Genomic DNA, 19,724 nt, shown 5'->3' with positions numbered 1-19,724 from the left:
ACTGCGCACGGCGACGCAGAGCGTCACGGGCTGAATTCCCACGCGGGAGCGTGGGAACGATCTTCATTGCATTTCAATTCAGTAATCCTTGCGCTTCCTGAATGCCCAGCGCCCGGCAATCAAGGTAAAGGTCGCCACCAGCGCGACCAGGATCCAGAAGCCCTCCGGGTCGGTGGACAGCGGTACGCCACCCACATTCATGCCAAAAAAACCGGCGATGATATTGATCGGCAGCGCCAGCACCGTCACCACCGTGAGGGTGAACAGGGTGCGGTTGCTCTGTTCGTTGAGGTTGGCGGCGATCTCTTCCTGCAACAATTTGATGCGCTCGCCCAGGGCCGTCAGGTCGTTGATGATCAGCGCGAACTCTTCGGTGGATTTGCGCAACTCCTTCACGTCTTCCTTTTGCAGCCATTGCGGCGGCCGGTTGAGCAGGCGCAACAGCGAGCCCGGCTCCAGCGCCAGCAGGCGTTGCAAACGCACCAGTACGCGGCGCGCGGCACCGAGTTCGGCGCGGTTGGTGGACAGGCGCGAGGACAGCAACTGGTCTTCGATCTGGTCGACGCTGAGGCTGGTCTTGCGCACGATTTGCGTCAGTACTTCGCCCTGGTCGCGCAGCAAATGCACCAGCAACTCCAGCGGCGAGCGGAAGCGTTCACCGGCTTTCACCGACGAGCGCAATTTATCCACCGAGTGCAGCGGTTGCAGGCGCGCACTGATCAGCAGGCGACTGCGCGCACACACCCACAACGTGGAAATATCCGACGACACCATGCTGCTGAAGTTGAATACCACGTCGTTGACCACCGCCAACAGGGCGGAATCGACGTGCTCGATGCGCGTGGAGCGCGAGCCTTCGTGCAATGCTTCGAAGAACTCTTCGGGCAATTCCAGGTGGGCTTGCATCCAGCGCTCACAGGCGGCGTGGGCCAGGTTCAGGTGCAGCCAGAGAAAGGCTTGCGGATCGCCGGGTTGTTGCAGGTACGCAAGCGCGGTGGCCGAGTCAATCTGCTCGCCCTTTTCGCCGGGCAGAAAGCGGAAACCGTAAAGCAGGCCAAACAGATCGGGATCCTGATGGGCGTGATCGATGCTGTGGTTCATGGAGGCTCGCAGACAAAGCGCCTGTAGGACGTTTCACAGGTTCGCATGCGCGAATCATTGCAAGGCGCGATGACGGTTATGTGACGGTCTGGCGAGCGCCCATAAAAAAACGCGCCACCCGGAGGTGGCGCGTTTTTGAGTTTGAACTCAGGTGTCTAGCTTGTCTTCCAGCACGGCGCCTGTTTTGGCGTCGAGCTTCACTTCCCATTTCTTGCCAGTGGTGTCGGTCAGGTCCACTTCGTAGACCAATACGCCGCTGTTATTGTGGTCCAACTCGGTGTCGTTGATCGTTGCGCCAGCGTGTTTGGCGACGGCCGCAGCGTTCAGTTGATCGAACTTCATCACGGCACCGGACTTGAGCAGGCCTTCAATGTGATCCGGACGAACATCAGCCTGTGCCAAACCGGCAGTCAGGGTGAGGGCAGTGGCGGCGAACAGAGTGGTCAAGGTTTTCATGGTGTGTGTCCTTCTGGTTGAACTGTTTAAGTGGCGCCAGATTAACCGGCGCAACTTAACTCATGCTTAATGGCTGACTGCCACAAACGCCTCAGTACTTATGGTCGTTCAGCAGGTCCTGCACGCTGGACGACGGCCAGCGCTTGTAAAACTTCAGCAGTTCGGCAGCGCGGTTGGTAAAGATGCCATCGACGCCGGCCTTCATCACCTTGTCGAAATCAACCGGTTCATCCACGGTGTACACATGCACCAGCAGGCCCTTGTCGTGGGTCAGCTGGTTCATTTCAGGCTTGACCAGGTCGGTGTAGCTCTGGTCGCCGTGGTCGGTCAGCTCCGCCGAAGGGCCAGTGCCGATGGCGCCCAGGCTCTTGGCCTGGTCGACCCATTTTTCGAACTCGGCCGCGTCCTTTGGTTCCTGCTTAGCGTAATAGGCGGCTTTGGTCGGCTCGCCGGATTCGGCGAAGGGCACTTTGGACTTCGGTTCGATGCTGCCTTCACCGACCCACAACAGCAGGATCTTCGGCGTGTTGGGCATTTCTTTCTGCAGTTCTTTCAGGCTGGCCACCTCGAAAGTTTGCAGCACCACGCGGCCCTTGCCTTGGCCGACACCGGTGTTGCTCTTGCCCAGCTTGGAGCCGGCGGAACTCAACCAGCCCTTGTCCAGCAGCTTGTTTTTCAGGTCGGCCTCGATGCCCGGAAATTGCTTGGGCTCCTTGGTCTCGATGTACAAGCCGGGTTTGTGTTGCGGGTTGCCTTCGGCAATTTTGATGATGTCATCCAGGCTCTGGATTTTCAGGCCGACGAAACCAGGGCGTGCGCGGTCCGGGTAGGCGGCGTTGAACCAGCTGCCGGCGTCGAGGGTTTGCAGTTCTTTCCAGGTGAACTCGTTGGCCGGCGCGTCTTTGCGCTCGGGGAACTTGGTCGCCACGTCGGTGGTGCGTTGCAGGTTGTTGTCGTGCAGGGCGAACAATACGCCGTCCTTGCTGCGCTGCAGGTCCAGCTCCAGGTAGTCGGCGCCCAGGTCGCGCGCGACCTTGTAAGCGGCGGCGGTGGACTCGGGGGCGTCATAGGAGGCGCCACGGTGGGCGATCACGGCAGGGTAGGGAATGCCTTCGTTTGTCGCCAATTCAGCCGGGCTGATGGGGTCGGCAGCCTGTGCAGGGCCAAGGCCGAGCATCAGCGCCAGCAGCAGGGCACTCCCTAGAGTGGCGGGTACCGGGCCGTTGGTTAACGTGACAGGCATATGCGAAGTCCTTTCGTGGAGGTAACTTTGAGAAGGTGTCCTTTTTAACAATTGATTGCGAAAGGCGCTATCACCAAACCGACATTAACGTGTGCGCGGGCCAATTTCGTCGGTTTTTTTGTGATGCATTGCAGTACTCTTAGCCGAAGCTGTCCCGTTAGAGGACGGTATTTTCTGCCACGCGTGTAAACCATCTTTCCAGTCCCAGTAGGACTTTTCAGTGAGGTTTACCATGCGCATCACTTCCGAACTTATCTGCCAGGCCGCCGACCAACTCCACGGTTTTGTCGGTCTGAACCGCAAGACGGGCCAGTACATCGTGCGTTTCAGCGAAGATGCCTTCGGCATGGACGTGGCCGATGACGGCATCATTCCCACAGCCGAGTTCGTCTGGGAATCGGCTGCCGACCACAGCATGATCCTGTCCCGAGCGCGCATTCAGTTGCTGCTCGCACAGAACATTGACGATCGCATCAACATCAGCGAACCGCTGCGGGTGTATATGCGCCGGGTTGAGATCCCGCAGATCAGTGCGGTGCGTAGTTTGGTCAGTTAAGCGCAGGCCATTTGCAGCGTAGGTATCTACACAAATTTGGTTCGGCCCCGAACCAGTGGCGGCTCGGAGCCGAAGTCTCTTTAACTGATGCCCCGCGTTCCAAATGTGGGAGGGGGCTTGCTCCCGATGGCGGCCTCAGGGCCGACCAGGATGTTGGATCAGGGCGAGTACATATCCGTTGCTGCGGTAACGGCGGCTTAGGGTTCCGCCCTGACGGCGGGTCACTTTGGAAAAGAGCCCCAAAGTAACCAAAGGGCTCTTGCCCCACCACTCGGCACCTCGCCTAGGCTCGGTGTGCCCGTAATCCGACAGTGATTTGGGGGGCCGCCGCCACGCGCCATCCATGGCGCGGGGCGGCTAAACCGGCATCCCTGCCGGTTTACCCCCCAAATCACTATCGAATTGCGGCCAGCGTGGTTTAACGGGGCGCTTAAGATCAAGAGCAAGATCAAGAGCGGCTCGCTTCGCATCGTGGTTAGCGTAGGCCGCTGCTACACACTTGTGTAGATACCTATGCATTTTGCAGACGCACGATCATTCAGTGTGGAAGCTATAGGCCCGCTCCACCTTGCACACGCGGGTATGAAACGCTGTGTACCAGAGGGAGCGCCCTTGCTCGCGCACCTGCTGATGTTCGGCCTGCTGTTTCCAGGCCAGGATCGCCGCTTCGCTGCTCCAATAAGACACGGTGATCCCCAGGCCCTCTTCCCGCGCCGATTCCACGCCCAGAAATCCCGGCTGTTCACGCGCCAGTTCCAGCATGCGCGTGGCGGCCTGACCGTAGCCCTGGTCGCCATCGGTGCGCAGTGAGCTGAAGATTACCGCGTAGTAGGGCGGCGCCGGCGTTCTGGCGATCATGCCGAGGCCTCCTGGCACGCCGTGAGCAGGGCAATCGCCAGCGGCGGCGTGATGCCTTTGAGGGCGGCGCGTTCGGGTTGGAACAGGGTGGCGACGAAAAACGGGTGGTTCAGCAGCTCCACCGCTCGAAGGTCGTTTGCAGCGTCGTGACCGCTGGCAATCATCTCTCCTTCAAGCAGTGCATGAGCGAACTCGGGGTTGATGCCGTAGCGGCACCGATAACCTTCGTGGATATCCAGGCTGCCATAGGCTTGCGCGATACGGGTGTAGGGCTCCAGGCGCACGGTGTCGTCGGCCTCCACCAGCGCACAACTCAACGGCGTGATGACGGCACGTTTAGCGCCCGGTACCAACTCGCCGTGTTCGGCATCCGCCCAGCCCAGCACGTTGCGGGCATATTCCAGCACCGCGTGCTGAAAACCACCGCAAGTGCCGAGGAAAGGCCGTCGCTGTTCGCGGGCGAACCGGATGGCTCGCAGTGCGCCTTCGGTGTCGCGATACGGGCTGGCGGGCACGCACCAGAAACCGTCGAACCCGTGCAGCGAGGCCGTGGCGGTGATGGTGTCGGTGTCGAGCCATTGCACCTTGACGCTCAGCTTCAAGGCTTGGGCTGCTTGTTGCAGCGCCACGGGAATGGCCTGGTGCGCAATCACGTCAGGGTTGTAATCGCCGATCAGAGCGAGGTGCAGCGGGGCGTCTTTCATCGTGTGATCCCATGGCTTGTGGTGTCCTGAGGGGCACTATAGATTGGCGCTCACGCAATCAATATTGGCATTTGCCCACATGCTCAATGCAGCCGTGCACTATCAAGTCGACTATAACGACCTGTCGCTGGTCCTCGCCCTGGTTCGCGGCGGCACCCTGGCGCGGGCTGCCGGGCTGCTGCGGGTGGATGTGTCCACAGTGTTCCGGGCGGTGCGGCGCCTGGAAGCTGCCCTTGGCCAGACGTTGTTTGAAAAAAACCGTGCCGGTTATCTGCCCACCGGATTGGCCACCCACTTGGCGCAACAGGCCGAGCGCGCAGAACTTGCCCTAGAGGCCGCGCGCATCGGTGTGGAGCAGGGCGGGGAAGTGATCAGCGGCACGGTGCGCCTGACCTGCACCGACGCTGTGCTGCAAGGTCTGCTGCTGCCGGCCCTGGCCAAGTTCATGGCGAATTATCCGGCGTTGATCCTGGAACTGAGCACCTCCAATGATTTCGCCAACCTCAGCCGCCGCGATGCCGATATCGCGCTGCGTCTGACCAGCAAGCCGCCGGAGCATCTTGTCGGACGTTGCCTGGGGACGGTGACGTATCAGGTGTGCGCCAGCGCCGACTATGCGCGTCGGCATGCAGGCCAGGAGCTGGCTGACCTGGCCTGGATCGCGCCGGACGACTTTTTACCCGACCATCCCACAGTGGCCTGGCGCCGTGAGCATCTGCCGGGCGTGCGTCCCGGTTATCATTGCAACAGCATGCAGTCGGTGGCCGAGTTGGTGCGCGCCGGGCTGGGGGTGGCGGCGCTGCCGGATTTTCTGATAGGCGATGGCCTGCAACCACTGGGCTGCGCATTGGCAGGGCATGACACGGCGCTATGGCTGTTGACGCGCCCCGACTGCCGGGCGTTGCGTTCAGTGGTGACCCTGTTTGATGAGCTGGGGCGACATGTAAGCGGGTTGCGCAATTAGGTTTTGCGCACAAATTGCTCATGTATTTCGCACGTCAGGGTTTCGATACGTTCGGTCAGCTGTTTAGTCATTTCCGTCAGCCGCGTGTTTTGTTCCAGTAGCTCCAGCAACTGTTTGGTGGTTTGTGCGGCCTGGGCCTGGCGTGCGGTATTGGCGGTGGCCAGGGCTTCGCGGTGTTGTGCGTCGGCGTCGGACTGGGCTTTGTCGCGCGCAGCCTGGCGCGTCTGGGCCAGCAGGATCAACGGCGCGGCGTAAGCGGATTGCAGGCTGAAGGCCAGGTTGAGCAGGATGAATGGGTATACATCGAAGTGGGTAATGCCGGTAGCGTTCAGCACCACCCACAGCACCACAATGGCGGTTTGCGCGCCGAGGAAGGTCGGTGTGCCAAAGAACCGCGCAAAGGCTTCGGCCTTGAGGGCAAAGGTATCGTTGCCAAAGGTCGGTGCCAGGTGGGCGTGATGTCGGTGGAAGCGCAAGGGGTCGACAGGGGTTGGGTCGGGTTTTTCTGAGGTCATGGCGGGCTCGAGTCAGTGGCGTGAGGCATCACGCACTATAGACCCAGCCCTCGGCCCGCACATGAAGAAGCCGTCAGCGGTTGCCCCGCTCGTTGGCAAACGCGCTCACCGCCTGTACCGCCTCGCTGGTGCCTTCACGGATCTGCAGGATCACCGTACCGGCCTGGTTGGCCAGTTCCACGCCTTGGGCCGCACGGTCGCGGGTGGCGTCCATGCTGTCGATGGCCTGGCGGGTTTCGTCCTGGATCATGGCGATCATGCCGGAGATTTCCGCCGTGGAGCCGCTGGTACGCGCCGCCAATTGGCGTACTTCATCGGCCACCACGGCAAAGCCGCGGCCTTGCTCGCCCGCGCGGGCCGCTTCAATTGCGGCGTTGAGGGCCAGCAGGTTGGTCTGGTCGGCGATGCCGCGAATGGTGTTGACGATGGTGGTGATCTGTTGCGACCGCTCGCCCAGCTTGGCGATCAGTTGCGAAGAAGCGTCGATATCAACGGCGATGTCGCGCATGCCGGTGGCGGTTTTCTGAATCACCTCGGCGCCTTTTTCGGCCATGTCCTGGGTGTTCAGCGACAGGTGATAAGCCTGCGCAGCGCTTTGCGCGTCGGCCGCATGCTGTTGCACACGGGCCGTAACGTCCGAAGCGAACTTCACCACTTTGCACAGGCGCCCGCTGGCGTCGTACACCGGGTTGTAGTTGGCCTCCAGCCACAGCGTATTGCCGTGCTTGTCCACCCGCTCGAACTGGCCGCTGAACAGTTCACCCTGGTTCAGGCGCTTCCAGAACTCGCTATAGGCTGAGCTGCTGGCCAGCGCCGGGGTGCAGAACAGGCGGTGATGCTTGCCCTGGATCTGCGCCAGGCTGTAACCCATGCGCTGCAGGAAGTTGGCATTGGCGGTGATGATGGTGCCATCGAGGTTGAATTCGATCATCGCCATGGCGCGGTCGATGGCTTGCAGCTTGGCATTGGCTTCACTTTCGGCTTGCAGGCGGGGGGTGACGTCCATGGCGTACTTCACCACTTTGACCACGCGACCGGCTTCATCGCGTACCGGGTTGTAGCTGGCTTCCAGCCACACCGATGCGCCGTTGGCGCCTACCCGTTCAAAGGTGCCGGACTGGAATTGGCCGTTGCGCAGATGTGTCCACAGCTGGTTGTAGTCGGCGCTGCGCGCGAACGCCGGTGTACAGAACATCCGGTGGGGCTGGCCCAGGATCTGGTCGGCGCGGTAGCCCAGGGTCTTGAAGAAATTGTCATTGGCGCGCAGCACGGTGCCCTGCACATCGAATTCGATAACCGCCATCGAGCGCTCGATCGCGTCCAGCAGGCTGGCCTGTTGCGCAGTGGTGTGTTGCAAGGCGGTGATGGTTTTTTTGTAAGCGTTGAATAGCATGATCGGAAGCTCGAGCAGGCATGCGTATGAGGGATCCATGTAAATGCGCCTGACCCCGTAGGGCACCTGGGCCTCACGGTTGACTTGCTCATTGTCAGCTCCTTGTGCTGACAGAGGGGGGTGGAACAACGGGTTCAGAGTGATCGGCCTGCCAGGAAGTTCGCCTTCGGGGCGGCACATTTCTGGCGAGGCGACCAATGGCGGCATTGTGCTACTGCGGCGGACTGACCTCATAGCCTGCAAGGAACAGATCAATCGCCGATTCGATCACATGAGCCTGGGACGTTGCGTCGAGGGTAGGCTGGCCAAGGGTGATCTGCGGCCAGAACGCAAAGGCTTTGAGCAGGCTTTGTATCTGGTGAGCTGCGAACGCTGGGTCTTTGCAACTCAGGCGGCCGTCTTCCTGGGCGGCACGAACCCATTGGGTAAAGCCTTCTTCGCGCTCGCTCAAGCGGTTGACCATGTCTTGGGCCCGTTCCGGCGAATGAATGGTGGCCGCGATGGCCACGCGTGCCAGGTCGAGGAAGTTGGCATCCGCCATCATCTTCATTTTCGCTTCCAGCAACCCACGCAGTTGATTGCGTAGTGGTTGGTCGCGGCTGTACGCCACATCCAGTTGCGCGGCGCTGCTGGCCCACAATTGGTGCAGTATTTCGGCGAACAGCTCTTCTTTACTGGGAAAATGGTTGTAGACCGTGCGCTTGGAAACGCCGGCCGTGGCGGCGATCCTGTCCATGCTGGTGACCTCGAAGCCATGCTCGCGAAATTCGGCGATGGCCGCTGCCACGATGGCTTCGCGTTTACGGTCGGTGAGGCGTTGGGAGGCAGTCATGGAGGAGGTTCGGCTCAAAAATGAAATTACACTCGGCAGTTTACTTGCTTCGAGTTTTGTTGCAATGTAGAAACTACACTGTGCAGTGTAATTATGAGCGGACGCAGGAGTCACTCTGTAATGGCTACGATTTCAACACGTGTTGACCCGACACCCACTGCGCTCAGGCCTGCCGAGCGCGACCAGGGGCATTTCACCAACGACGCGCTGGTGCCCCACGGTGGCTTTGGCAAGACCTTGCGTATTTTTTGGAACATGTTGTTTAACAAGCCGCGCACCACAAGGCCGGTGGGCAACATCCCGGTACAACCCCTGACCCGCGAACACTTGGCGGCAGCCCCTGATCACAGCGTGTTCCGCCTGGGCCATTCAACCGTGTTGTTGAAAATGCGCGGTAAATTCTGGATCACCGACCCCGTGTTCGCCGAGCGCGCCTCACCGTTCAGTTGGGCCGGCCCCAAGCGCTTCCACCAACCCCCGATCAGCCTGGAAGAGTTGCCGCCGTTGGAAGCGGTGATCCTTTCCCACAATCACTACGATCATCTCGACCGCACAGCTGTGATCCAATTGGCCGACAAGACGCGGTACTTTCTTGCGCCCTTAGGCGTGGGAGACACCTTGGTCAAATGGGGGGTGGACGCCGCCAAGGTGCGGCAACTGGATTGGTGGCAGGGCACCGAGGTTGATGGCATTCGTTTTGTTGCCACGCCGGCGCAGCATTTTTCCGGGCGTGGCCTGTTTGACGGCAACCAGACCCTGTGGTGTTCCTGGGTGATGATCGATGACGCGCGGCGGATCTTTTTCAGCGGCGACACGGGTTATTTCGACGGCTTCAAGCGGATCGGCGAGCAATACGGACCGTTTGACCTGACCCTGATGGAAACCGGCGCCTATAACGTCGACTGGCCTCATGTGCATATGCAGCCGGAGCAAACGTTACAGGCGCATATCGACCTCAGGGGCCGCTGGTTGCTACCGATTCACAACGGCACCTTCGACTTGGCGTTTCATGCCTGGCACGAGCCGTTCGACCGCATCATGGCGCTGGCCTGGGAGCGCAATGTGTCGATTACTACGCCGGCGATGGGGCAAGCGTTCCGGCTCAACCAGCCCGAACGAGGGCATGCGTGGTGGTTGGAGGTAGAGACTCAGGATGTGAAAGAACAGGCTGCGGGTTAGTTAAAGAGCCTGTGAAAAAGGTGTTTTTCAGGGTGTTTCGACTCTGCGACAAACGTCAGAAGAGAGTGCGATGATCCGTCGGAAAGTTAATTTCGAGGGGCGTTGCAATGAACGAGGACTGCAAGAAACTCTGGCGATTGGGCATGCCGTGCCTCTCAGCATCGTCGCTCGCCGTATCAGGCGAGCATGCCGATCCTGGTTCTTCAACCGTCACCCAGGCGCGAACCGATAACGCCAGCCCCGGTGCTATCGTTTTCGGTGCAGGACGCGCTGAGGGGACGGTACTCATACCCGGCTATAACGCCTTGCCTCCAATGATCAAGCCCACGCGAGACCCCGAGTTATCACTGGTCGCCCTCAGTGGTGTCGACCCCACTGGGCCCGTGATGGTTGAAGTGCCCCTGGTGCAAAACAACAGCGCTTTTACTGCCTCTCCTGTGCTGGCGGGGTGGCGCATCGGCTATGCCATCCGCTACGTACGCGGTGGGCATGTTGAACCCACGGACCAGCGTGCAACCTTGCACCGTGCCTTCGTTATCCTCGGCCAAGCGGGTGTGCAATTAGTCGCAGTGGACGCGCAGCGTACGGACGACCCGCTCGAATCCGGTACGGCCATCGATGCGCTCGTGGCCAGTCATCGTTTGGATGGCCTGGTGTCAGACGATCAGAGTGCGGCGTTTCATGCAGCGCGCAGAAGTGGATACCCCAGCGCCTGTCAGGCACTGGAGGATGGTACCCAACTCTGGTTTTACGGGGCCCGCTGGGCGGCTGATCGCGTGCAGGTCCTGCTGCGAACTTACCGCCAGCTTCTATCAACTGTCGCGCCTACACCGGGTACGGAATGATCATACCGGGCAGCAGGATTCGCCTGGATAGCGACGCCGGAACAGCCTCTTAGACTCGTGTTGGGTTATCGGCCGATAGCTCTCTTTCAGTCAATTAGGGGTATTTCCATGATCGGACCAGTTTCGGCAGGTGGGTGGGCGACAGGCCTGTTGCAAGCGCTTTCAAATCCGCCGCAGGGCTTCAAGGGCGCATGTCAAATGTCTGTGGAAATGGCCAGCCGCGGCGGGGTCACCTCAGAATCGCTGGTGAAAGACACGTTCCGACAAATTGCCAATATTGATCATGGGCTGCAGGGCGGTAACGCGTTCATAGAAACCAACCCGGATGCGCTCCAGCAAGCCAGGGCGCTGGACCTTGAACGTGAAAAAGGCCAGGTGCGCGGGTATTTGCACGGCGTTCCGATCGCGCTCAAGGATGTATTCGAAACCAAGGACCGGATGCAGACAAGCGCCGGTTCCAAGGCTCTGGTGGGCAAGGCCGCCACTCAAAATGCCAAGGTCGTGGACAACTTGCTGAAGGCCGGCGTGGTGGTTGTAGGTAAAACCAACATGAGCGAGCTGTCGAACTTCCGCTCTGAATTACCGGTGGATGGCTGGAGTTCCCGAGGGGGCCAGACGCTGAACCCGCATCGCCTGGGCGGGATGGTAGCAGGATCGAGCTCAGGTTCCGCCGTGGCGGTAGCCCAGGGGCATGTGCCGCTGGCGTTAGGGGTGGAAACCAGCGGATCGATCATTACTCCCGCGGCCTACAACGGCGTTTTTGGCTTGAAAACCTCCGTGGGCTTGCTGAGTTCCGAGGGTGTCATGACCAGTTCACGCATGGATTCGATTGGCACGTTCACGCGCAATGTCTGCGATGCGGCAGAAGCGCTCAACGCCATGACCGAGACCACGCTTTACACCGAGGGACTGCGCTCCGATGCCTTGAAAGGCAAGCGAATTGGCTACACGCCTGTGCCTGAATTGTCCGTAGAGGAGGCCAAAGACCCCGCGAAGCGGGCGGACCGTAAGCATTACGCGGATGCGCTTGAAGTGTTGAAGTCTCAAGGTGCGATCCTGGTGCCCGTGGGAACGCTGGAGGATGGCGTCGCTGAGCAAACCTACGCCGATTACAACGAGGCATTATTTTCAGACGTCAAGCACCAACTGGAAGAGTATCTCGCCGGGCGCGAGGGTTTGCCTGTCAAATCGCTTTCGGAGCTGATTGCTTTCAATAAGCGTCACCAGCAGCCCGGTGAGCCCGACCAGAACCTGCTGGAGCTTATCAATGGCCTGGTGAGCACTCAGGACCAGCGCGATGAGCTGTGGGCGGCCGTCATTCCGGTTTTCCAGAAAACCATCGATGATCCGATGAACAAACACAGGCTCGATGCGATGGTGTCGAACTTCCTCTCAAACAACTATTTTTTCAGCGCTGCGGCGGGTTACCCGGGAATGTCCATTCCGTCCGGGATGGATGATGAAGGGATGCCCACGGCGCTTTACCTTTACGGGTCGGCTAACAACGAAGCCACAGTGCTGTCGGCTGCCTATGTTTATGAGCAAGGCACACAGGCGATTAAACAGCCGGCATTCCGCCCTGGCGCGCCCTTTACGCCAGCACCCGTAATGACAGATAACGCGGTTGAGGAGCCTGCAGGCAACGTCTGAATATGATTCAGCTTCTGCTTGAAAGCAGCATGAAAGCGGGTTAATCCATCGCGTTGCCGCTGATCAGGCTGGACTCTACGCACCATTCGGTTGGGGAGTGGGTGACTCATTTGATGCAGCGGGTGAGCCCAGCAACCGAGAGAGGAGGCCTGGCGCCGCCGGTTCGGCCGACGCGCTGTCGAACCGGCGTTTACTCATCCCCCACCCCGGTGCGAACCCCGGGAAAAACACCAGCCCTTGCGCTTCCAGGCAAAATGCCAGGGCCAATCGAGTGTCATCATCCACGTCGCCGTGGCTTTCCAATTGTTGAATGGCTTGCACCGCCACGCCAGCCTCGCGCGCCAGCTCTTCTCGGCTCCAGCCCAACATGATGCGCGCCTGGGCGCAGTGTTTGGCGGTGAATTGATGAAGGACGATCTGCTGTTCTACGTAAGAGCTCATTGCCAGAGAGGACATGGGGATTTCTCCAGGTTCGACAGGGGAGGCACAACTATACTGTGTTTTTATACAGTTGTTTGTACCGCTCATCAACTCAGGGCAATGGGTGGTGTTTTTCAGTGTGCGTTTACTCCATCCCCGGCGCCTCCCGGATGATCAAATGATCCAGGTTTTCAATATTCGCGCTGAATACCCCGAACGTCTGTTCGGGGTTCTTCTGGCTCGGTACCTGCTTGAGCTGCGGCGTCACGCCATAGAAAAAGCAATACAACGGTCGTTCGCTGCCCGCCGCAGCCTTGATCTGCGCCAGGAATGCCGTGCGCTTGCGGTAGCTATCGAGCAGTTTCTTGCTCAGGTAGACATTGACTGAGTAGGGCTTCTTGTCGAGCCATACCTTCTTTTCGAAATCGATGCGAACACTGTTGGTGTAGTCCTTGATGGCTTTGATCTTGCCCCAATAGATCAGGCCCTGGTTGTCTTGCAGGTATTCGATTTTCTTGAAAAACGTCCAGTACGTCGCCGTGTGCTCGCCGATTTTCAACGGCATTGATTTGAGCTTGTCCTTGTCGTCGATATTCGACACGTAGCATTCCACCGGGTGGGCGAATACGCTGGTTTTATCCGGGGTGGTGTCGTTGTTGGCGTGGGATGTGGCGACTTGATTTGCAGGGGCTTTCGTTGGGTCTTGCAGGGCGACGTTCTCGGCGCCTGTCAGCGGGCTCCTACGTGCGTATTGACGTGGTGTGAGCACAAACTCCGAAGGGAAATTTTCCTCGCGCTCGTCATCATTTTCACCGGTCGCGTTCTTATGCGTGCTGGCGTAGCGGCAACCGTCGATATGCAGGGTGCTGGTCTTGTTCTTGAAATGGGGCGTGCGCTGGTAGTTGAGGTTTTTTGCGTTGAAGGTGCTCAGCGTATTGCCCTCATCAAACGCCGCACGGCACACATCGTTGGGGCAGAGAAAGCGCTCCTTGTCGGAATCGAAATCGGCGGTTTCGTCGAAATTCAGGTCTCGTACGTCATAGATTGACAGTTTGTCATCGAGACTCAGGCTGTAGGCCGTGTCGAATTTCATGGGGCTCGGGTCCGTGAGAGGTTTGGCTATTAATAGCGAGAACCTGCGCAAATATCAGCAAGAACCTGCAACCCATCGTCCACTCAGGAAGCACAGTGTTCCCCCGGCTGCGGTCAATGCCGCCAGGGCATACACCATGCTCGCCAGCGCGGCATTGATCAGCAGGTACCCGCAAATCACCGGACCGATGACAATCAAATGTGGGAGGTGTCGAGCTTTAGCGAGGCTCCGATGGGATCACCTCAGTCTCCCAGCCACCCCTGTGCCCGCATCACCGCTGCAACCGGGCCCGCCTTTTCTTCTTCGCATGAAAATGCCGAAAATGCGCATCCTGCGCCGCCGCCAGCAACTCCCGATCTCCGCGCGTATCGCCCCAGGCCCGCAGCCGATACTCGCCCAAATCCCCATACACCGCCTCAAGCCGCAGCACCTTATTTTCACAGCGGCAATTATTCCCGGTGAGCTTACCGGTCAACACCCCGTCGACCACCTCAAGCTCAGTCCCGATCAAGCGGATCCCCAGCCGATCGGCAAACGGCTGCAACACCAGCGCCGGCGACGCCGAACACAGCGTCACCACCGCCCCCGAGCCCAACTCCTGCTCCACCGACAACACACCCGCCGGGCGCATCAACCGCGCCCAATTGCGCTGGCAATACTCCTCGGCCTTGCGCTGCACCCACGCCTTCTCCACCCCGGTCATAAAGGTGCGAATCAACTGCGCCTTCAACTCATCTCGGCTGATCTGCCGCACCAAAAAACGCAGCCCCGGCACCGCCAGCTTGACCATCCGGCCATAAAACGCGCCAGTGCCGAAGGCAAACTTGAGGAAGGGCACGAAACTGTCGTGGTGGGTGAGGGTGCCGTCGAAGTCAAAGACGGAAAGTACTTTGGCGTCAACGGGGCCGGCTTCGAGCATGTCTGGGTTCACGGGTTGGCCTCGGTCCTATCTAGTATTTTTTTGAATGTGCATCAGGTGTGACAGCAGGAGTCTACTCCCGTGCCAATCTTCCGATCTTGGCGTAAAGCCCTTCGGTGTACGCCTCCCGGTCACTCGACCGGTGACAACGCTGATGGCAATTGGGGCACAAGGCTACAGCATTGGTGATGCGATCCGAACCCTTTTGGGCGAGGCGGGAAATGCGATGTACTTCAAGAAATGGCCGTTCACCGCGCATAAAAAAGCCCTGAACAAGTCAGGGCTTAATGAGGTTGCTTGGCTCAGGAATCAATCCCAGCTCAGCGCGCCGCCGGTCTGATACTCGATCACACGGGTCTCAAAGAAATTCTTCTCTTTCTTCAAGTCCATAATCTCGCTCATCCACGGGAACGGGTTGGTCGTGCCTGGGTACTCTTCCTTCAACCCAATCTGCGACAACCGACGATTCGCGATGAACTTCAGATAGTCCTCCATCATCGCTGCATTCATGCCGAGAACGCCGCGTGGCATGGTGTCGCGCGCATATTCGATCTCCAGCTGGGTCCCTTGCAGGATCATCTGGGTCGCTTCTTCCTTCATCTCGGCATCCCACAAATGCGGGTTTTCGATTTTGATCTGGTTGATCACATCGATACCGAAGTTAAGGTGCATCGACTCATCGCGCAGGATGTACTGGAACTGCTCGGCCACGCCGGTCATTTTGTTGCGGCGGCCCATGGAGAGGATCTGGGTGAAGCCGCAATAGAAGAAGATGCCTTCCAGCACGCAATAGTAGGCGACCAGGTTGCGCAGCAGTTCCTTGTCGGTGTCGACGGTGCCGGTTTCGAACTTCGGATCGGAGATCGAACGGGTGTACTTCAGGCCCCAGGCCGCTTTCTTGGCGACCGATGGAATCTCGTGGTACATGTTGAAGATCTCGCCTTCATCCATGGCCAGGGATTCGATGCAGTACTGGTAGGCGTGGGTGTGGATCGCTTCTTCGAAGGCCTGGCGCAGGATGTACTGGCGGCACTCCGGGTTGGTGATCAGGCGGTACACGGCCAGCACCAGGTTGTTCGCAACCAGGGAGTCGGCAGTGGAGAAGAAGCCGAGGTTGCGCATGACGATGCGGCGTTCGTCGTCGGTCAGGCCTTCGGGGTCTTTCCACAGGGCGATGTCGGCGGTCATGTTGACCTCTTGCGGCATCCAGTGGTTGGCGCAGCCGTCGAGGTATTTCTGCCAGGCCCAGTCGTACTTGAAGGGCACGAGTTGGTTGAGGTCGGCGCGGCAGTTGATCATGCGTTTTTCGTCAACGGCGACGCGGGCGGAGGCGCCTTCGAGCTCGGCGAGGCCTTCGGCGACGTCGAGTTTGTCCAGGGCGGCCTTGGCGCGCACGATGGCGGCGGAGTCATTGGCGGTGACGGCGCGGGCTTCGATGGCGGCAGCAGCGCCAGCACCGTCGAGGCGGTCCATGTTGGCTTCGGTGGCGTGGCCGGCGTTGGCGCCTTTGGTGGCTACTTCGCCTTCTTCTTCTTCTTTGTCGAATTCGTCCCAGCTCAGCATGACGTGTCGTCTCCTGCGTGAGGGCTCAAAGGTGCCCGTGTGAAACCGGATGGTTGGGTGTTCACACGGCCCTCGGGCCGCGGTGGATCTTAAGGAATCGTTTGTTGCAGCAGCTAGCGCAGGCATTAAACGCAATTGGGTTACGGGTTCTGCATGAGGCTTGAGGTGCGGAGCGGCGGGGGCTTGCTCCAGCGGAGGCCTCAGGTCTGGCTCTTCATCCCTGTGTAAAGGGATATTGCAGGCCCGATTTACCCGCGCATTATAGGGAAAAATTCGGGTTTGTGTTGTGGCGGATTGTCCCGGTGAGCGGACAAAAAGGCTGCTATTTGGGCCAGGGCGAGGGTTTGCAGGGGGTTGGCGGGGTAGGAAGTTTTTGACGGGCGGTGGGATGTTTTTTTGTGGAGGGGAGGGCGGTGGATTAAGGACCGGCTCTTTGCCGCAAGAACGATTTCTTGCGGCGAACAAGAATCCACTAACCAATAATCAGCCGTTAGAGCAGCCGCTACCCATTACATGATAATTAAGAATATGACGTTGACCTTGCGAATCTTCATATTCCATCTTCGCCGGTACAACTTCGCATACTTCCGGGATGTTGCTCATGGAGACTACTTTAGCGACGTCCAAGTGGGTGCTGTAGGTATAGTCCTCAACAATCGGGGCGTTCTGGCCAGCCAGCTCGGTCGGGGCCTCGTCGGCCAGGGCGGCGGTGGCGCACAGGCTGCTGAGGGCTAAAACTAATAACGCTTTCATTTCTCTATTTACCTTCTTCAGGGCGAAAGGGGTCACGGGGCCCTTGTGAGGCCGCGTGTGTAACTTGAGAGTTGGGAAGTTCGGATTAACGTTGCCTTCGTGGGGGCTGTTGCGGTGTTAATCTCGGTGTCGTGTTGACGGGGTTGATTCTAGGCCTGCGGCTTATATTCATATACCCGTGGTTTTGATAAACACTTTTGGCAGTTTTTGTAACAATCCCCCGATGAAGGTTTTTTCAGAAACCCGCGAAGCGCCACGGGGCGCGGGCCAGAGCGGCAGCTGGGCATAGCTGGGTAATTTGTAGGGTCTTGTTACTACCATCGTCGAATGGTTCTATAGGCCCACCCCGGCTACAACAGGGGCCATACAACAACAACTATGTCACCGAGGTAAGAAAGATGAGTGCGGCTTCCCTGTACCCCGTTCGCCCCGAAGTAGCAGCCAACACGCTGACCGACGAGGCGACCTACAAGGCGATGTACCAGCAATCGGTGGTCAATCCCGATGGTTTCTGGCGCGAGCAAGCCAAGCGTCTTGACTGGATCAAGCCTTTCACCACGGTGAAGCAGACGTCGTTCGACGATCACCATGTCGACATCAAGTGGTTCGCCGATGGCACCCTGAACGTTTCCTACAACTGCCTGGACCGTCACCTCGTCGAGCGTGGCGACCAGATCGCGATCATCTGGGAGGGCGATGACCCTGCCGAGAGCCGCAACATCACGTACCGCGAGCTGCATGAACAAGTTTGCAAATTCGCCAACGCCCTGCGCGGCCAGGATGTGCATCGCGGTGACGTGGTGACTATCTATATGCCGATGATCCCCGAAGCTGTGGTCGCCATGCTCGCCTGCACCCGCATCGGTGCGATTCATTCCGTGGTGTTCGGCGGTTTCTCGCCGGAAGCCCTGGCCGGTCGCATCATCGATTGTAAGTCGAAGGTGGTGATTACTGCCGACGAAGGCATCCGCGCCGGTAAGAAGATTCCGCTGAAGGCCAACGTCGATGACGCGCTGACCAACCCGGAAACCAGCAGCATCCAGAAGGTCATCGTGTGCAAGCGCACCAATGGCACGATCAAGTGGAACCAGCATCGCGACATCTGGTACGAAGACCTGATGAAAGTGGCGGGCACCGTGTGTGCGCCCAAAGAGATGGGCGCCGAAGAAGCGCTGTTCATCCTCTATACCTCCGGCTCCACCGGCAAGCCGAAGGGTGTGCAACACACCACCGGCGGTTACCTGCTGTATGCAGCCCTGACCCATGAGCGCGTGTTCGACTACCGCCCCGGCGAAATCTACTGGTGCACCGCCGACGTCGGCTGGGTCACCGGCCACACCTATATTGTCTACGGCCCGCTGGCGAATGGCGCGACCACCTTGCTGTTTGAAGGTGTGCCGAACTATCCGGACATCACCCGGGTGGCGAAGATCGTCGACAAGCACAAGGTCAATGTCCTCTACACCGCGCCCACCGCGATCCGCGCCATGATGGCATCGGGCACCGCCGCCGTTGAAGGCGCCGATGGCAGCAGCCTGCGCCTGTTGGGCTCGGTAGGCGAGCCGATCAACCCGGAAGCCTGGGACTGGTACTACAAGAATGTCGGCCAATCCCGTTGCCCGATTGTCGACACTTGGTGGCAGACCGAAACCGGCGGCAACATGATGAGCCCGCTGCCGGGCGCCCATGCGCTCAAGCCGGGTTCGGCGGCGCGGCCGTTCTTCGGTGTGGTGCCGGCGCTGGTGGATAACCTCGGCAACCTGATCGAAGGCGCTGCCGAAGGCAACCTGGTGATCCTCGATTCGTGGCCGGGCCAGGCGCGTACGCTGTTTGGCGACCATGACCGTTTCGTCGATACCTACTTCAAGACCTTCCGTGGCATGTATTTCACCGGCGACGGTGCGCGGCGCGACGAGGACGGCTACTACTGGATCACCGGGCGTGTGGACGACGTGTTGAACGTGTCCGGCCACCGCATGGGCACGGCCGAGATCGAAAGCGCCATGGTGGCACACCCAAAAGTCGCGGAAGCGGCGGTGGTCGGCGTGCCGCATGACATCAAGGGGCAGGGCATTTATGTCTATGTCACTTTGATCGGTGGCGAAGAGCCGACCGAACAACTGCGCCTGGAGCTGAAAAACTGGGTGCGCAAGGAAATCGGCCCGATTGCCTCACCGGACGTGATTCAGTGGGCGCCAGGCTTGCCGAAGACGCGTTCGGGGAAAATCATGCGGCGGATTCTGCGCAAGATTGCCACGGCGGAGTATGACGGGTTGGGGGATATCTCCACCCTGGCCGACCCAGGGGTGGTGGCGCATTTGATCGAGACGCACAAGACCATGAACGTCGCGTAAGGCGGGGTTGGTGGGAAAGAGCCCCATTCGGCGCAGGCCGGGTGGGGCTTTTTTGTGATCTCTCAAAACCACTGAAAATCCCATGTGGGAGGGGGCTTGCCCCCGATAACAGTGTGTCAGTCAGCTTATCTGTAGCTGACTCACCGCCATCGGGGGCAAGCCCCCTCCCACATTTGGTTCCTCGCCAGCCCAATAAATATCGGTTTATTACGTAGGACGTTTCTGAATGTTACCGATAACCCGGAATGTGTAACCCATCACCCAAACCTGAGGCAAAGCGCTACGCTTGTCCCGCTGAAAAGCGCATTTCAGACACCCTTTGAAAT

The 19,724-nt window shown here is 59.3% G+C and carries 19 protein-coding genes and 2 pseudogenes; 6 read left to right on the top strand and 15 right to left on the bottom strand.

Annotation, left to right across the window (positions count from 1 at the left end; genetic code table 11):
- Positions 1 to 78: 78 nt before the first annotated feature.
- From C4J89_RS20335 to C4J89_RS20325, 3 genes are all read right to left on the bottom strand, one after another.
- Positions 79 to 1,101 (bottom strand): transporter, encoded by a 1,023-nt coding sequence (locus tag C4J89_RS20335; protein ID WP_124364081.1) that lies wholly within the window; start codon positions 1,099 to 1,101, stop codon positions 79 to 81.
- Positions 1,102 to 1,248: 147 nt separating this feature from the next.
- Entirely contained in the window at positions 1,249 to 1,557 is a 309-nt protein-coding gene (locus tag C4J89_RS20330) for a PepSY domain-containing protein (protein WP_124364080.1), read from the bottom strand.
- 91 nt (positions 1,558 to 1,648) lie between these two features.
- Positions 1,649 to 2,800: a glycerophosphodiester phosphodiesterase family protein gene (locus C4J89_RS20325; RefSeq protein WP_124415426.1), complete on the bottom strand. Its 1,152-nt coding sequence runs from the start codon at positions 2,798 to 2,800 to the stop codon at positions 1,649 to 1,651.
- 232 nt (positions 2,801 to 3,032) lie between these two features.
- Here C4J89_RS20325 and C4J89_RS20320 point away from each other — a divergent pair, with 232 nt between their 5' ends.
- The gene (locus tag C4J89_RS20320; protein ID WP_124415425.1) at positions 3,033 to 3,356 is read left to right on the top strand and encodes a DUF2025 family protein; all 324 of its coding nucleotides are present in this window, start codon (positions 3,033 to 3,035) and stop codon (positions 3,354 to 3,356) included.
- 534 nt (positions 3,357 to 3,890) lie between these two features.
- On the opposite strand, the gene C4J89_RS20310 is transcribed toward C4J89_RS20320, so the two are convergent.
- Together C4J89_RS20310 and C4J89_RS20305 are read right to left on the bottom strand one after the other, a co-directional pair.
- Positions 3,891 to 4,214 carry an antibiotic biosynthesis monooxygenase gene (locus C4J89_RS20310; RefSeq protein WP_124364076.1) on the bottom strand — a complete coding sequence of 108 codons (324 nt, stop codon included), beginning with the start codon at positions 4,212 to 4,214 and terminating at the stop codon, positions 3,891 to 3,893.
- Positions 4,211 to 4,918: a CTP synthase gene (locus tag C4J89_RS20305; RefSeq protein ID WP_124364075.1), complete on the bottom strand. Its 708-nt coding sequence runs from the start codon at positions 4,916 to 4,918 to the stop codon at positions 4,211 to 4,213. The genes C4J89_RS20310 and C4J89_RS20305 overlap by 4 nt, the downstream gene beginning before the upstream one ends.
- A 79-nt stretch (positions 4,919 to 4,997) precedes the next feature.
- Here C4J89_RS20305 and C4J89_RS20300 point away from each other — a divergent pair, with 79 nt between their 5' ends.
- The gene (locus tag C4J89_RS20300) at positions 4,998 to 5,882 is read left to right on the top strand and encodes a LysR family transcriptional regulator (RefSeq protein WP_124415423.1); all 885 of its coding nucleotides are present in this window, start codon (positions 4,998 to 5,000) and stop codon (positions 5,880 to 5,882) included.
- On the opposite strand, the gene C4J89_RS20295 is transcribed toward C4J89_RS20300, so the two are convergent.
- From C4J89_RS20295 to C4J89_RS20285, 3 genes are all read right to left on the bottom strand, one after another.
- Complete coding sequence (locus C4J89_RS20295; protein ID WP_124364073.1) at positions 5,879 to 6,397, bottom strand: DUF1003 domain-containing protein; 519 nt, start codon at positions 6,395 to 6,397, stop codon at positions 5,879 to 5,881. The two genes, C4J89_RS20300 and C4J89_RS20295, sit on opposite strands and share 4 nt — an antisense overlap.
- A 73-nt stretch (positions 6,398 to 6,470) precedes the next feature.
- Entirely contained in the window at positions 6,471 to 7,790 is a 1,320-nt protein-coding gene (locus tag C4J89_RS20290; protein WP_124416054.1) for a PAS domain-containing methyl-accepting chemotaxis protein, read from the bottom strand.
- A 211-nt stretch (positions 7,791 to 8,001) separates the two neighbouring features.
- Complete coding sequence (locus C4J89_RS20285) at positions 8,002 to 8,622, bottom strand: TetR/AcrR family transcriptional regulator (protein ID WP_124364072.1); 621 nt, start codon at positions 8,620 to 8,622, stop codon at positions 8,002 to 8,004.
- Between the two features lie 120 nt (positions 8,623 to 8,742).
- Here C4J89_RS20285 and C4J89_RS20280 point away from each other — a divergent pair, with 120 nt between their 5' ends.
- The 3 genes from C4J89_RS20280 (at position 8,743) to C4J89_RS20270 (ending at position 12,296) form a co-directional block, all read left to right on the top strand.
- The gene (locus C4J89_RS20280; protein ID WP_124415422.1) at positions 8,743 to 9,801 is read left to right on the top strand and encodes an MBL fold metallo-hydrolase; all 1,059 of its coding nucleotides are present in this window, start codon (positions 8,743 to 8,745) and stop codon (positions 9,799 to 9,801) included.
- Between the two features lie 107 nt (positions 9,802 to 9,908).
- Positions 9,909 to 10,646 (top strand): hypothetical protein, encoded by a 738-nt coding sequence (locus C4J89_RS20275; protein ID WP_177413015.1) that lies wholly within the window; start codon positions 9,909 to 9,911, stop codon positions 10,644 to 10,646.
- A 198-nt stretch (positions 10,647 to 10,844) separates the two neighbouring features.
- Positions 10,845 to 12,296 carry an amidase family protein gene (locus C4J89_RS20270; protein ID WP_124416052.1) on the top strand — a complete coding sequence of 484 codons (1,452 nt, stop codon included), beginning with the start codon at positions 10,845 to 10,847 and terminating at the stop codon, positions 12,294 to 12,296.
- Between the two features lie 75 nt (positions 12,297 to 12,371).
- On the opposite strand, the gene C4J89_RS20265 is transcribed toward C4J89_RS20270, so the two are convergent.
- From C4J89_RS20265 to C4J89_RS20235, 7 genes and pseudogenes are all read right to left on the bottom strand, one after another.
- Positions 12,372 to 12,752, bottom strand: coding sequence for a helix-turn-helix transcriptional regulator (locus tag C4J89_RS20265; protein ID WP_124415421.1), 381 nt, complete (start codon positions 12,750 to 12,752; stop codon positions 12,372 to 12,374).
- A gap of 109 nt (positions 12,753 to 12,861) precedes the next feature.
- Positions 12,862 to 13,809 carry a hypothetical protein gene (locus C4J89_RS20260; protein WP_124415420.1) on the bottom strand — a complete coding sequence of 316 codons (948 nt, stop codon included), beginning with the start codon at positions 13,807 to 13,809 and terminating at the stop codon, positions 12,862 to 12,864.
- 54 nt (positions 13,810 to 13,863) lie between these two features.
- Positions 13,864 to 13,998, bottom strand: a pseudogene (locus tag C4J89_RS27315) (MFS transporter); the annotation flags it as partial.
- Positions 13,999 to 14,080: 82 nt separating this feature from the next.
- Positions 14,081 to 14,728: an HAD-IB family hydrolase gene (locus tag C4J89_RS20250; protein ID WP_124365199.1), complete on the bottom strand. Its 648-nt coding sequence runs from the start codon at positions 14,726 to 14,728 to the stop codon at positions 14,081 to 14,083.
- A 73-nt stretch (positions 14,729 to 14,801) separates the two neighbouring features.
- Positions 14,802 to 14,972 (bottom strand): annotated as a pseudogene (locus tag C4J89_RS20245) (HNH endonuclease); the annotation flags it as partial.
- A 65-nt stretch (positions 14,973 to 15,037) separates the two neighbouring features.
- Entirely contained in the window at positions 15,038 to 16,291 is a 1,254-nt protein-coding gene (locus C4J89_RS20240) for a ribonucleotide-diphosphate reductase subunit beta (RefSeq protein ID WP_124415419.1), read from the bottom strand.
- A gap of 483 nt (positions 16,292 to 16,774) precedes the next feature.
- The gene (locus tag C4J89_RS20235; protein WP_124415418.1) at positions 16,775 to 17,044 is read right to left on the bottom strand and encodes a DUF2790 domain-containing protein; all 270 of its coding nucleotides are present in this window, start codon (positions 17,042 to 17,044) and stop codon (positions 16,775 to 16,777) included.
- Between the two features lie 398 nt (positions 17,045 to 17,442).
- On the opposite strand from C4J89_RS20235, the gene acs reads away from it, so the two are divergent.
- The gene (gene acs, locus C4J89_RS20230; RefSeq protein ID WP_124415417.1) at positions 17,443 to 19,398 is read left to right on the top strand and encodes an acetate--CoA ligase; all 1,956 of its coding nucleotides are present in this window, start codon (positions 17,443 to 17,445) and stop codon (positions 19,396 to 19,398) included.
- Positions 19,399 to 19,724 lie beyond the last annotated feature (326 nt).

The organism is Pseudomonas sp. R4-35-07 (assembly GCF_003852235.1).
Taxonomy (GTDB): Bacteria; Pseudomonadota; Gammaproteobacteria; order Pseudomonadales; family Pseudomonadaceae; genus Aquipseudomonas.
The sequence above is the reverse complement of the archived record's forward strand: the minus strand, read 5'-3'. Positions and strand labels throughout refer to the sequence as shown.